Below are 12,571 nucleotides of genomic sequence, written 5' to 3'. Positions count from 1 at the left end.
AACATGCCAAGGTTTTTTATGACTAAATGTTACCCAATAGAACCTTCCATCTCGAACTTAATCAGACGGTTCATTTCTACTGCGTATTCCATTGGTAATTCTTTTGTGAATGGCTCGATGAAGCCCATTACGATCATTTCTGTTGCTTCTTCTTCCGAAAGACCACGGCTCATTAGATAGAACAGTTGCTCTTCTGATACTTTGGATACCTTCGCTTCGTGTTCAAGAGAAACGTTGTCGTTGAACACTTCGTTGTAAGGAATTGTATCAGAAGTAGACTGGTTATCCATGATTAGCGTGTCACACTCGATGTTGGAGCGTGCGCCGGAAGCTTTTTTACCAAAGTGTACGATTCCACGGTATGTTACTTTACCACCTTGTTTGGAGATGGATTTAGAAACGATCGTAGAAGACGTGTTTGGTGCAAGGTGAATCATTTTCGCACCTGCATCCTGGTGCTGCCCTTTACCAGCTAATGCGATGGAAAGAGTCATACCACGAGCGCCTTCTCCTTTAAGGATGACCGCTGGGTATTTCATCGTAAGCTTGGAACCGATGTTCCCGTCAATCCATTCCATAGTCGCATTTTCTTCACATACTGCACGCTTCGTAACTAGGTTGTATACGTTGTTCGCCCAGTTTTGAATCGTCGTGTAACGGCAGTAAGCATCTTTCTTGATGATGATTTCTACTACCGCACTGTGAAGGGAGTTTGTTGTGTAAACAGGTGCTGTACAGCCTTCTACATAGTGTACGTGTGCGCCTTCGTCTACGATGATTAGCGTACGCTCGAATTGGCCCATGTTCTCAGAGTTGATTCGGAAGTATGCTTGAAGTGGAGTTTCCACTTTCACACCTTTAGGAACGTAGATGAAAGATCCACCAGACCATACTGCAGAGTTCAAAGCAGAGAACTTGTTGTCTGTTGGCGGAATTACTTTCGCCCAGTGCTCACGGAAGATGTCTTCATTTTCTTTTAACGCTGTGTCTGTGTCTTTAAACACTACACCCAGATCTTCTAAGTCTTCTTGCATGTTGTGGTATACAACCTCAGATTCGTACTGAGCAGATACACCTGCAAGATATTTTTGTTCAGCTTCAGGAATACCTAATTTGTCAAACGTTTGCTTGATTTCTTCAGGTACTTCATCCCATGAACGCTCAGACTTCTCAGATGGTTTTACGTAATACGTAATTTCATCAAAGTTTAAGCTGTTCAAATCGCCGCCCCATTGTGGCATTGGCATGTTATAGAAATGTTCTAATGATTTAAGACGGAAATCCAGCATCCATTGAGGCTCTTCCTTCATACGAGAGATTTCTTCAACGATCTCTTTCGTAAGACCACGGCCGGAACGGAAAATGGAAACGTCTTTGTCCTTAAAACCATACTTGTAATCGCCGATTTCAGGCATTTTTTTCGCCATTTTTATTCCCTCCATTCAAGAGGTGAGCAACAATGCAGCACTTAATGCCACATTCTCACTCCCTATCTTGCCTTGCTTATTCCGATTTGACTCCCTTTTCCATGGCTTTCCATGCAAGAGTGGCACATTTAATACGTGCCGGGAATTTCGCCACTCCTTGAAGTGCTTCAATATCCCCTAAGTCAATCGTTTCATCGTCATATTCTTTGCCTAACATCAAATCATAAAAGATTTGGGATAGCTCTAGAGCCTTTTCCACTTCTAACCCTTTTACCGCTTGGGTCATCATGGATGCAGATGCCATGGAAATGGAACATCCTTCCCCATCAAACTTTGCATCCGCCACTTTTCCATCTTCTACTTGAAGTGTCAAATGGATGCGGTCACCGCACGTAGGGTTATTCATGTCGACCGTGATGCTGTCAGACTCGATTGCCCCTTTGTTACGCGGGTTTTTGTAATGATCCATAATTACTTGACGATATAGAGTATCTAAATTATTAAAAGACATTACTAAAGTACTCCTTTGTTTTCACTAATGATGCTACTAGCTTATCAATTTCTTCCTCTGTGTTATACAGGTAAAAACTAGCACGCGCAGTGGAAGAAACGTTTAGATACTTCATTAATGGCTGTGCACAGTGATGTCCTGCGCGAACAGCAATCCCTTCAGCATCCAGCACAGTAGCTACATCATGTGGATGTACGTCGTCTATATTGAATGTAACAAGTCCCGCTCTTTTCTGTGGACCGTAAATGGTGATTCCTTCGATTTCGGACATGCGGTTCATCGCATAGTCTGCAAGCTTATGTTCATGGGCAAGGATATTATCCATTCCCACCTGCTCTAGGAAGTCAATTGCTGCACCAAGTCCGATCGCACCCGCAATAATGGGGGTACCTCCTTCAAACTTCCAAGGCAGCTCCTTCCAAGTGGATTCCTGCAGTCCCACAAAGTCAATCATTTCCCCACCGAATTCGATTGGTTCCATGTTCTCAAGTAAATGTTTTTTTCCGTAAAGTGCACCAATTCCTGTTGGAGCACCCATTTTATGACCAGACAGTGCGAAGAAATCGCAGTCTAAATCCTGTACGTCCACCTTCATGTGCGGGGTACTCTGGGCACCGTCGACCACCATAATTGCACCATTGCGGTGGGCAATCTCAGCGATCTCTTTAATAGGGTTGATGGTACCAAGTACGTTGGAAACATGCATCACTGAAACAATTTTTGTGTTTTTCGTGATGGTAGCTTCCACATCTGCCAAGGACAGGCTCCCGTCTTCTGTAAGAGGGATATATTTTAAAGTAGCTCCAGTGGCTTTTGCCGCCTGTTGCCATGGAATGATATTACTATGATGCTCCATGTAGGTGATAACTATTTCGTCGCCTTCCTTCAGGTTGGCGCGTGCATAGCTGCCAGCTACAAGATTCAGAGCGGTCGTTGTACCACGAGTGAAGACTATTTCTTCTCTGTGGGCCGCATTGATAAAGTTCTTCACCTTATCACGTGCGCCTTCGTAACCGTCTGTCGCTCTCGTACCCAAAGTATGAACTCCACGATGAACATTGGAGTTATACCCTTTATAGTACTTCTCCAACGCCTCAATGACCGCTAGCGGTTTTTGAGATGTAGCAGCACTATCCAGATACACAAGCGGATTTCCATTGACCTCTTGATGCAAGATGGGAAACTGCTGACGTATCTCCTGGATATTCATTACTTCACTTTCCTTTCAATTACATCAATCAATTGGTTTTTAACCTTTTCGATAGGTAATTGATTTACTACAGGTGCCAAGAATCCGTGGATAACTAAGCGCTCTGCTTCTTTCTTAGAAATTCCGCGGCTCATTAGGTAGTAAAGCTGAAGTGGATCAATTCGACCCGCTGATGCTGCGTGACCTGCTGTTACATCATCTTCATCAATTAGAAGAATCGGGTTAGCGTCACCACGAGCTTTTTCACTAAGCATTAACACGCGGGATTCCTGCTCAGCATTTGACTTGGACGCACCGTGCTCAATTTTACCAATACCATTGAATACAGAGCTTGCACTGTCTTTCATAACCCCGTGCTTAAGGATTTGTCCGTCGGAGTTTTTGCCAAAATGAACAACCTTCGTTGTAAAGTTTTGCTTTTGCTCTCCACGTCCCACTACTACTGTCTTTGTATCTCCAACAGAGCCGTCACCCATAAGGTTTGTTACGTTCTCAGAGATCGTGTCGCCATCATTCATCAGACCTAGTGCCCACTCAAGCGTCGCGTCACGTCCAACTACCCCGCGGCGGTTAACGTAAGTTGTAACACCTTTTCCAAGGTTATCTACAGCACCGTATTGCACTTTAGAGTTTCCGTTAGCGATAACTTCAGTGATGATGTTGAAAATGGAACCTTCCCCATCATTATTGGATAAATAGTTTTCTACATAAGTGACAGCACTATTGTCTTCCGCCACGATCAAAACGTGGTTAAACATAGCTTCCGCTTGGTCTTGAAGGTAGATCGCTTGGATCGGTTCTTCAATAACAACGTTTTTCGGAACATAAAGGAATGCTCCGCCATTCAATAATGCAGCGTGTAAAGCGGATAGCTTGTGCTCATCAACTTTTACACCGTCTTGCATAAAATACTTTTTCACAAGATCACTGTGCTCTTTTGCAGCAGTGATGATATCTGTAAAGATAACGCCTTGTGCTTTTAATTCTTCTTTCACAGTGGAGACAACTGGAGTGTTATCCACTTGAACGTATATATTTTCTCCATCAACTAACGCCTTTACCTCTTGGGGTAATTGGTCCAAAGAAGTAATGGCAGTTTCTACAGTGTGCTTCTGGAAGTTTGTAAAATTCCAGTTCGTAATCTTCGTCTTATCAGGCTTAGGTAATGGCAGTTCTTCTGCCAAGGAATAAGCTTGTAAGCGAAGATCTAACAGCCACTGAGGTTCTCCTGACTCTTTGGAGTAGTTAGTGAGGTAGTCTTGATCAAACGGTAATTTCGTCTCTAACGTCATGATAATCCTCCTTGCTTACGCTTCTTGACCGACTGTTTCGTCTTCGATACCTAGTTCTTGCTTAATCCAATCGTAACCTTCTGCCTCTAGACGTTGCGCTAATTCCTTGCCACCGGATTTCACGATGCGGCCTTGCATCATTACGTGAACGTGGTCAGGAGTGATGTAGTTCAATAAACGTTGGTAGTGAGTGATGATAAGGCAACCGAAGTCGTCTCCACGCATTTCGTTGATTCCTTTAGAAACAACTTTCAATGCATCGATATCAAGACCAGAATCAATCTCATCAAGGATTGCGATCTTAGGTTCGATCATCATTAATTGTAGAATTTCGTTACGCTTCTTTTCCCCACCAGAGAAACCTTCGTTTAGGTAACGCTGTGCCATTGCTTGATCCATTTCTAAGAAGTCCATGTTTTTATCCATTTTACGGATGAACTTCATTAGGGAAATCTCATCGCCCTCTTCACGGCGAGCGTTGATAGCAGAACGCAAGAAGTCCGCGTTTGTTACACCACTGATCTCACTTGGGTATTGCATTGCAAGGAATAAGCCAACTTGCGCGCGCTCATCCACTTCCATTTCAAGAACATCTTTGCCATCAAATGTAATGCTTCCGCTTGTTACTTCATATTTTGGGTGACCCATGATTGCAGAAGAAAGCGTTGACTTTCCTGTTCCGTTAGGACCCATAATTGCGTGAATCTCTCCGCCTTTTACTTCAAGATTTACACCCTTTAAAATCTCTTTATCATTAATGGATACATGTAAATCTTTAATCGTTAACGTTGAACCCATAACTGTAACCTCCAATGTTCTTGTGTTCCTATATGAAAACACATTCTTGTTTTAATTCTCATTTTATTCTCATTACAATCTTATAACAAATAGAAAGTGATAGCAACCTTTTCCGCCTTGTGTAAGATACCCTCAAATTATAACGAATATAAGGGGGCAAAGTCGAATTTTCATGAGAAATTTATTTAATTTAACTCCCGGTTTCAGTCATTCCCTTTCCGCGGGACGTGTGCTTGAGCCTCCTCGGTGCGATGGGAGCAATTAACCTAGATATTAAAAAACAAAAAAGGGTCTGCATTATTCTCTTTTCGTTTGAGAATAACACGTACCCTTTTTCTACTATATTATATGGTCAACCTGACAGTTTGCTGCTGCCCAGGTTTTATGGGCGGAAATTACGGTCTACTTCTTCGACAATCTCCAAGCTTTTTTGGTAATCCTTTTCTCGCTTTTGCTCAACTTCTATGAGTTTCGAGAGCTTATTTGAATACTCCTCATAACCAAAACCGTAAGCTTGATACATTGCCTTCTCCATTTCACCTGTGTACTTCACATGTACCTGATGGATAATAAACCATTCCCTTCCTATTTATAAGTGTTTATTTTTAGTACCAGTTTTTCTGATACCCTCAAAGTATTTGTTATAAACACTTTATTAATCATAGCAGGGGTGGTTAATTTATCCAACTTAGGTATGGGCTGATTACCAGGGATATTGAAGGTTGTGGCGGAGTTAGGGAAGATAGATGAGAGGAAGCTTACTATTTCTCTAAAATGCTAGGGCGTTCTGGTTGTCCCGATATGACCGGTGCTTTTGGTGTTGTTTTGGTGTTAGATCTGGACATAGGTGGTCCCGTTGTGGTTGGTATTTAACCTAAGCAGTCCCAAATGTCCGAAGTTTTTTGAAAGTTGACCGAAGTTTTTCGGTAGTTGACCGAAGTTTTTGCAAAGTTGTCCGAAGATTTTCGGTAGTTGGCCGAAGTTTTTGCAAAGTTGACCGAACCGATTTTTCAAATGACCGAACCCCCTTAGATTCTTGTCCAAACAATCACTTCAATTGTCCGAACACCCTATTAAAATAGAGTGAGAATGTCCGAACCCACGTAAAAATTGACCGAACCATTTTTAGCACGATGAAAACAGTGAAATAACTTTAGTTCTGATGCGGAATATCCAGAAAGATCTCGTAAAAATCTCATTCCAATAAAAAAGCCCAACCCAAAAAGGTCAGACTCCAGAAAAATCAATGCTTCAATTCATTAAAATCACTAATGCAAGACTGCACCAATGTCACGGATTGGCTCATTGCCGCGCCGCCTCCAAATGCTGCTGTCACGCCACACACTTCCAAAATCTCCTGCTCTGTAGCACCTTGATCCAAGCAACCTTTAGTATGATACACAATGCAATATTCATCTTGGGAATACACACTCACACCAAGTGCAATTAATTGCTTTTGCTTTTTATCAAGTACGCCCTCTTTAAAACAAGCTTCTGTAAACTCGTTGTAGTGGTGTGCAAGCTCAGGCATCTTTTCTGTGAATACTCCTAGTCCTGCTTTATAATCATGAAGTGCTGCTTCTGCATAGTTTTTCGGCTCATAATGTTGTTCCATTGAAGACAACTCCCATCCTTATTTTTCACAAAGTTAGTATTTGTTTAGGGGGGAGGTTAGTATTCAAGTATTACAAAAAAATAACCCCGTACCATAAATATAGTACGGAGTCATTGATTCGAACCTTATTCTTCGTCAGATGCCTTTGCGGGTAGCACGGATCCTTTGTATTCTTTTTCAATGAATGCTTTGATTTCATCAGATTGAAGCACTTCAACCAATGCTTTAATTTGTTCATTATCTTTATCTTCCTCACGGACAACGATTAGGTTTACGTAAGGATTGTTTTCACCAGATTCTAGAGCAATTGCTTCTTCTTCAGGGTCAATGTCAGCGCCAAGCGCATAGTTACCGTTGATTAACACTGCATCTCCATCACCATTTAGATAGGCTTGTGGAAGGAAGGCTGCTTCGAATTGTGTATTGAACTCTAGGTTTTTTGGATTTTCATCGATATCATCAATGGACGCAGAAGTAACTTCTACACCTTCTTTTAACGTAATTAGTCCTTTTTCTTCAAGCATTGCAAGGATACGGCCATGATCGGCAACAGAGTTACTCATTAAGATTTCTGCGCCCTCAGGAAGTTCTTCTAGGCTGTCATATTCTTGTGAATAAACACCGATTGGCTCGATATGAACGCCGCCTGCACTTACAAATTCATAATCATTTTCTTCGATTTGACTTTTCAAGTACGGCTCATGTTGGAAAAAGTTCGCATCAATATCTTTATCACGTAAAGCTTGGTTTGGGATGATGTAATCTGTATATGTTTGGATGTCTAATTCAATACCCTTTTCTTCTAGTAATGGTTTTGCTTCTTCCAGGATTTCTGCGTGTGGAACATTTGAAGCACCTATTACCAGCTTACCTTCTTTGATTCCTTTGTCTCCGCCGCCACACGCAGCAAGAACTAGCACTAACAATGATACAACAGCTAAACTTAACACTCTTTTCATGATTTTCGTCCCCTCTTTCCTATCGTTTGTCTAGTTTGTTAGTTATTAAATCTCCAATGAATTGGATGATAAATACAATGATTAAGATGATGACAGTACATACTAAAGTTACTTCCCAGTTATTACGTTGGAAACCATCTAGGAATGCGAGGTTACCCAATCCACCTGCACCGATGATTCCTGCCATTGCTGTGTAACTGACAATGGCAATGGCTGTAACTGTTATACCTGAAACCAATGCTGGCATCGATTCCGGAATGAGCACTTTCCATATTATTTCTGATGTTTTTGCGCCCATTGATCGTGCTGCTTCAATGACACCTTTATCAATTTCACGTAGTGCAATTTCTACCATTCTTGCGTAAAAAGGTGCAGCTCCAATGATTAGAGCTGGCAATGCTGCGTTTGCTCCGATAATGGTATCCATAATGAATCGTGTAAATGGAATAAGTAAAAAGATTAAAATGACAAATGGGATGGAACGGAAAATATTTACGAAAGCTGCAACTAAGCCATTAATCAAACGACTTTCCCATATGTTTCCCTTAGCAGTTAAAAACAATAATAGTCCTAAAACTATTCCTAAAATAAACGTAGCGACAACTGATATACTACTCATATAAAGAGTTTCTAAGGTTGCTTCCCACATCTTGTCCCAGTTAACTCGCTCAAGCATGTGTCATCACCTCCAACTCCACTTGCTGCCCACGTATGAAACTTAATGCCTCTTGCACTTGCGTTTCTTCTCCATCCAGGTGAACAAATAGCGTGCCATATGCTCCATTTTGAGTTTGTGAGATTTTCCCTTGTAGAATGTTCACATCAATGGGGAATTTGCGAATCAAATTCGTTATTAAAGGCTGTTCTGCAGAAGTTCCAACAAAAGTTAATTGTATTACTTTTCCTTGCGGATATTCCGTCAATAAATGTTCTACAGTTTCTTGCGTGTCTTCCGGTTCTGTTACCTGTTTTACGAAGCGTTTCGTGATAGGTTGCTCAGGTTTGCGGAATACATTTAACACTTCTCCCTGCTCCACAACCTTTCCATTTTCCATTACCGCAACTCGATGACAGATTTTACGGATAACGTGCATTTCATGTGTAATTAGCACGATTGTTAGAGATAGTCGTTTATTGATATCGACTAACAGGTCCAAAATGGAATCTGTCGTCTGCGGATCCAAAGCTGAAGTCGCTTCATCACATAAAAGCACTTTCGGGTTATTCGCTAGCGCTCTGGCTATCCCAACACGTTGCTTTTGACCTCCGCTTAGTTGGGACGGATAGGAGTCATCTCTTCCCTCTAATCCGACAAGCTTGATAAGTTCTTCGACTCTTTTGTTCCGCTCTGACCTGCTTACTCCTGCAATCTCAAGTGGAAACGCGATATTTTCCTTTACCGTCCTTGACCATAATAAATTGAAGTGTTGGAAGATCATGCTTATCTCTTGGCGTGCTTCTCTCAGTTCCTTGCCCTTTACTTTTGCAAGATTTCTTCCTGCTACATCCACCACTCCATCCGTTGGAGTTTCGAGCCCATTTAGCATACGAATCAGTGTACTTTTTCCTGCTCCACTGTATCCAATAACTCCGAAAATCTCCCCTTGGTTGATGGATAAATCTATATTATCAACAGCTGTAACTAATCCATTTTTCGTTTTGAAAACCTTTTTTACACCTTGAAGTGAAATCATGCTCGCACCTACCTTCTTACTTTTCCTTGTTTTAGCTTACCCAATTAAGATTAATCAAACGTTTGTTTTATCCTTGAAAATAAAAAATCCCTTCTGCAATAATGAGCAGAAAGGATTAAATGAGAAAAGTCCTTTCTCTCATCTATCAAAGCAAATAGCTTTGTGTGAATTGGCACCAATTTCAACAATTCCTTGTTGACGGTTGCCGGGTTTCATCGGGCACGTCCCTCCACCTCTCTCGATAAGAGATAAACATATATAATTAAGTATTTGGGCAATTTGAATTAACGATTGTAATCGTATCACGGTGATAAATAGCCTGTCAATTAAAAACTTTCTTCCCATATTTAAAAAATCTTTAAAGCTTTCTCTTCTATACTAAAATCTGTGGAGCTATTTGGAACAATTTCACCATCACACTGCATGACCATAGAGGAGTTGTGGCTTATTTTAATAGACGTTCCTCTAAGCATCGTAACATTCCGGTGTTTAATATGTCTCCCTTTAAAAGCAAGTGGAAACACAAATAATAACTCCCATCTTCCAATTCCAGAAACCACACAAACATCCAACACTCCATCATTTCCCCTTGCATCAGGGCAGATCATGATCCCTCCACCATAATAAGGGAGGTTGGCAACCGCTATCAACCAAACCTCCTCAAACTTTTTTACCCTTCCGTCTACTTCAACTGAAACAGCAGAGGGTTGATAAGTGAAAAGAACTCTGAAAATATTTAGCACATAGGACAAGCCGCCTAATCCAAATTTATTCATTAAGCGTTTGGATCTGGAGCTGTTGGTGACTTCAGCAACCTTCCCGTCAAACCCCAGCCCGGCAATTGATATATAATACTCTTTACCTACTTTTGGTACATCTATTAGATGATGAGAACCGTTTAAAATACGATTTAAAGCTCCTCCCACATCAAAAGGGACTCCAAGGCTTCTTGCCAAGTCATTTCCAGAACCGGCAGGAACAATCCCGAGAGCCACTTTTTTATAAACCAATTTATTAACCACTTCATGAATGGTACCGTCTCCACCAACTACGACGACAGCTTGAACCAAATTCTCATCTACATTTAATACTAATTTACCGGCATGACCTGCATACTCAGTAAAAGAAACTTTATAAGGTAAATTTTTCTCCTTTAAAAGATTTTCTGATTCTCTCCACATTCGCAGTCCTTTTCCATTGCCAGCCAACTTGTTAACAATAAAATAATACACTACCCCTACACCGCCTATAATTTCTCTCTGTCTAAATACACTAATTCGTGATAGGCGAGTACAATTCCTTTAAGATACCTCTTTTCTTTCTGAACGATTTACAAGAGTAAACAACGAATCCATCAACAAGAAATGTCGAAAGGAACCTTTAAATGCTAAGCCTTTCACATCTCTCATCTTCGTTCCATTTAGAAGCTCCATTATATCGTCTGCAGAACCCTCAATTACAACATCAGCCACTGTTGCACCTTGTTCCACTTGCAAGTTATTTTTACTTAGAGAAAAAAACGACCGCTCCCCTTGGGACACTAAACAGCAGCGTAGACTGTAGTAAGGCATAATTTCCATTACATGAGATTTACTTTTGGCTTTAAGAAGAAACATTTCTAGGTTCTCTATTACCATTACAAACCAGCCCCCTTTTTCTATTAATTTCCCTGCCTGTCAGCATAATCCCTGCAATAAAAAAAGAACAATTACCGCGTGATTTACGATAACTGCTCTTCATTTCCCAAGAAATATGTCAGACTATGATGTCTTTACCATAGCCTTTTGGTAGGTTGCCGTCGTTTTTTCCCTAAACATCAAATAAAAGAAAATAGAACTTGTCAGATAAAGCACAGCCGTGATGGAGAAAACTATCGAATATCCCCAATATTCCCCATATAAAAGAACAATGGTCATAGAAACCGGCCCCATGCTAGCCCACCCGAGTGAAAAAACCATTTGATTTATGGAGTTAGCAAAACCCTTCAAAGAGTTATCTACCTTCTCCATCATCATGGAAGAAATGATCGGATTTGCCGCATTCATTAATGCCTGCCTGAATAAGAATCCGAGAGCTGCAAGCCAAAAAATTTGAGTGAAGGCGGTTATTAGCATGAATGGTAAGGAAAGAAGCTGTAAAATAACCACTGCTCTCATCTCTCCTACTCTTCGGACAACCGCCGGACCGATAATCATAGCTACGGCTGTTACCGCCTGACCTAAAGATAAAACGATGCCAATGGTAGAATTTGATGTCCCAAAACGATCTGCAAAATACATGTTTAAGTATGGAATGACAAGCCCAGACCCAAATCCTATCAGGATGGATGCAAAAGAAAAAGCAAAAATCAGCTTCCATTGGCCTTTGGGTATAGATGATTGGAAGTTTTTAAAAGTAAAAGCTTTATTTTCTCTTTTTCGTTGTACTTCCGTGGTTTTCCATAAAGGGATGATTCCCAACATGAATATAAGACTTCCAAGTAAAAGCGTTAGTCTAATACTCCAAACAGGAGTAAGTCCTACAACATGTAAAAGTAAATCCGTTAATGAACCTCCCAAAAGATTTCCAATTACGTTTGCTCCCATCATAACTGCAAAGTGATAGCTGAAAAGTTTAACTCTCTGCTCTTTTGTTGAGCTTTCAGCAAGCCATGGTACTGCTGTAACTTGAATGAAGGCCATGGCTATCCCTGCAATGAAAGCACTGATTAAAAGCAGAGATTCTAATTCAAATATACTTCTTAAGAACATAAAGATTCCACTAAAAAACACACCAAAAAGCATCATTTTCTTACGGCCAATCCGATCACTTAATATGCCAGCTGGGATTAAGATGATAGCTGCTGCTAATGATGAAACTGCGATGACGTTCCCATTTACCGTCTCCGCAAACCCAAGCTCCCTTATATAAAAATTGTAAACAATCATAAAAATCCCGAGCCCTATTTGAGTAAGGATATTAACAATAAATAACTTCTGGATAGTATGATCATACCGCATAAATGACTGAAACCAGCTTGCATTCTTCAACATAAATTACCCCTCGTTTGTTTGTTGAATAGATAT

General features: G+C 40.8%; 14 protein-coding genes and 1 riboswitch. All 14 genes read right to left on the bottom strand.

What is annotated here, in order from left to right:
* Positions 1-29: 29 nt before the first annotated feature.
* Complete coding sequence (gene sufB / locus AAV98_RS10240; protein ID WP_060665469.1) at positions 30-1,427, bottom strand: Fe-S cluster assembly protein SufB; 1,398 nt, start codon at positions 1,425-1,427, stop codon at positions 30-32.
* A 76-nt stretch (positions 1,428-1,503) separates the two neighbouring features.
* A complete protein-coding gene (gene sufU, locus AAV98_RS10235) occupies positions 1,504-1,938 on the bottom strand; it encodes a Fe-S cluster assembly sulfur transfer protein SufU (protein WP_060665468.1) in 435 nt (144 codons plus the stop codon).
* Positions 1,928-3,148 (bottom strand): cysteine desulfurase, encoded by a 1,221-nt coding sequence (locus AAV98_RS10230; protein ID WP_060665467.1) that lies wholly within the window; start codon positions 3,146-3,148, stop codon positions 1,928-1,930. The genes sufU and AAV98_RS10230 overlap by 11 nt, the downstream gene beginning before the upstream one ends.
* Positions 3,148-4,440 (bottom strand): Fe-S cluster assembly protein SufD, encoded by a 1,293-nt coding sequence (sufD, locus tag AAV98_RS10225; protein WP_060665466.1) that lies wholly within the window; start codon positions 4,438-4,440, stop codon positions 3,148-3,150. The genes AAV98_RS10230 and sufD overlap by 1 nt, the downstream gene beginning before the upstream one ends.
* A gap of 15 nt (positions 4,441-4,455) precedes the next feature.
* Positions 4,456-5,238: a Fe-S cluster assembly ATPase SufC gene (sufC, locus tag AAV98_RS10220; RefSeq protein ID WP_060665465.1), complete on the bottom strand. Its 783-nt coding sequence runs from the start codon at positions 5,236-5,238 to the stop codon at positions 4,456-4,458.
* 382 nt (positions 5,239-5,620) lie between these two features.
* Positions 5,621-5,773 carry a hypothetical protein gene (locus tag AAV98_RS20585; RefSeq protein WP_197284281.1) on the bottom strand — a complete coding sequence of 51 codons (153 nt, stop codon included), beginning with the start codon at positions 5,771-5,773 and terminating at the stop codon, positions 5,621-5,623.
* A gap of 296 nt (positions 5,774-6,069) precedes the next feature.
* Positions 6,070-6,252 (bottom strand): hypothetical protein, encoded by a 183-nt coding sequence (locus AAV98_RS10215; RefSeq protein ID WP_060665464.1) that lies wholly within the window; start codon positions 6,250-6,252, stop codon positions 6,070-6,072.
* Between the two features lie 229 nt (positions 6,253-6,481).
* Positions 6,482-6,853, bottom strand: a complete 372-nt coding sequence (locus AAV98_RS10210; protein WP_060665463.1) for a carboxymuconolactone decarboxylase family protein — start codon at positions 6,851-6,853, stop codon at positions 6,482-6,484.
* 125 nt (positions 6,854-6,978) lie between these two features.
* Positions 6,979-7,812, bottom strand: a complete 834-nt coding sequence (locus AAV98_RS10205; RefSeq protein ID WP_060665462.1) for a MetQ/NlpA family ABC transporter substrate-binding protein — start codon at positions 7,810-7,812, stop codon at positions 6,979-6,981.
* Between the two features lie 19 nt (positions 7,813-7,831).
* Positions 7,832-8,488 carry a methionine ABC transporter permease gene (locus tag AAV98_RS10200; protein WP_060665461.1) on the bottom strand — a complete coding sequence of 219 codons (657 nt, stop codon included), beginning with the start codon at positions 8,486-8,488 and terminating at the stop codon, positions 7,832-7,834.
* Positions 8,481-9,506, bottom strand: coding sequence for a methionine ABC transporter ATP-binding protein (locus AAV98_RS10195; protein WP_060665460.1), 1,026 nt, complete (start codon positions 9,504-9,506; stop codon positions 8,481-8,483). Before AAV98_RS10195 ends, AAV98_RS10200 begins: the two co-directional genes overlap by 8 nt.
* A 135-nt stretch (positions 9,507-9,641) precedes the next feature.
* Positions 9,642-9,754: riboswitch (SAM riboswitch) on the bottom strand.
* A gap of 99 nt (positions 9,755-9,853) precedes the next feature.
* Positions 9,854-10,738, bottom strand: a complete 885-nt coding sequence (locus AAV98_RS10190; protein WP_060665459.1) for a diacylglycerol/lipid kinase family protein — start codon at positions 10,736-10,738, stop codon at positions 9,854-9,856.
* Positions 10,739-10,807: 69 nt separating this feature from the next.
* The gene (locus AAV98_RS10185; RefSeq protein ID WP_060665458.1) at positions 10,808-11,143 is read right to left on the bottom strand and encodes a hypothetical protein; all 336 of its coding nucleotides are present in this window, start codon (positions 11,141-11,143) and stop codon (positions 10,808-10,810) included.
* Positions 11,144-11,266: 123 nt separating this feature from the next.
* Positions 11,267-12,538 carry an MFS transporter gene (locus tag AAV98_RS10180; RefSeq protein ID WP_060665457.1) on the bottom strand — a complete coding sequence of 424 codons (1,272 nt, stop codon included), beginning with the start codon at positions 12,536-12,538 and terminating at the stop codon, positions 11,267-11,269.
* Between the last annotated feature and the right edge of the window lie 33 nt (positions 12,539-12,571).

The sequence above is a fragment of the Bacillus sp. CHD6a genome (assembly GCF_001293645.1).
Taxonomy (GTDB): Bacteria; Bacillota; Bacilli; order Bacillales; family Bacillaceae_I; genus Sutcliffiella_A.
This window is presented reverse-complemented; position numbering and strand designations above follow the sequence as displayed.

Coding starts and splice junctions, on each gene's coding strand:
- sufU (WP_060665468.1), bottom strand. CDS start 1,938: ATGTCTTTTAATAATTTAGATACTCTATATCGTCAAGTAATTATGGAT.
- AAV98_RS10230 (WP_060665467.1), bottom strand. CDS start 3,148: ATGAATATCCAGGAGATACGTCAGCAGTTTCCCATCTTGCATCAAGAG.
- sufB (WP_060665469.1), bottom strand. CDS start 1,427: ATGGCGAAAAAAATGCCTGAAATCGGCGATTACAAGTATGGTTTTAAG.
- sufC (WP_060665465.1), bottom strand. CDS start 5,238: ATGGGTTCAACGTTAACGATTAAAGATTTACATGTATCCATTAATGAT.
- AAV98_RS10185 (WP_060665458.1), bottom strand. CDS start 11,143: ATGGTAATAGAGAACCTAGAAATGTTTCTTCTTAAAGCCAAAAGTAAA.
- AAV98_RS10205 (WP_060665462.1), bottom strand. CDS start 7,812: ATGAAAAGAGTGTTAAGTTTAGCTGTTGTATCATTGTTAGTGCTAGTT.
- AAV98_RS10195 (WP_060665460.1), bottom strand. CDS start 9,506: ATGATTTCACTTCAAGGTGTAAAAAAGGTTTTCAAAACGAAAAATGGA.
- sufD (WP_060665466.1), bottom strand. CDS start 4,440: ATGACGTTAGAGACGAAATTACCGTTTGATCAAGACTACCTCACTAAC.
- AAV98_RS10200 (WP_060665461.1), bottom strand. CDS start 8,488: ATGCTTGAGCGAGTTAACTGGGACAAGATGTGGGAAGCAACCTTAGAA.
- AAV98_RS10210 (WP_060665463.1), bottom strand. CDS start 6,853: ATGGAACAACATTATGAGCCGAAAAACTATGCAGAAGCAGCACTTCAT.
- AAV98_RS20585 (WP_197284281.1), bottom strand. CDS start 5,773: ATGGAGAAGGCAATGTATCAAGCTTACGGTTTTGGTTATGAGGAGTAT.
- AAV98_RS10180 (WP_060665457.1), bottom strand. CDS start 12,538: ATGTTGAAGAATGCAAGCTGGTTTCAGTCATTTATGCGGTATGATCAT.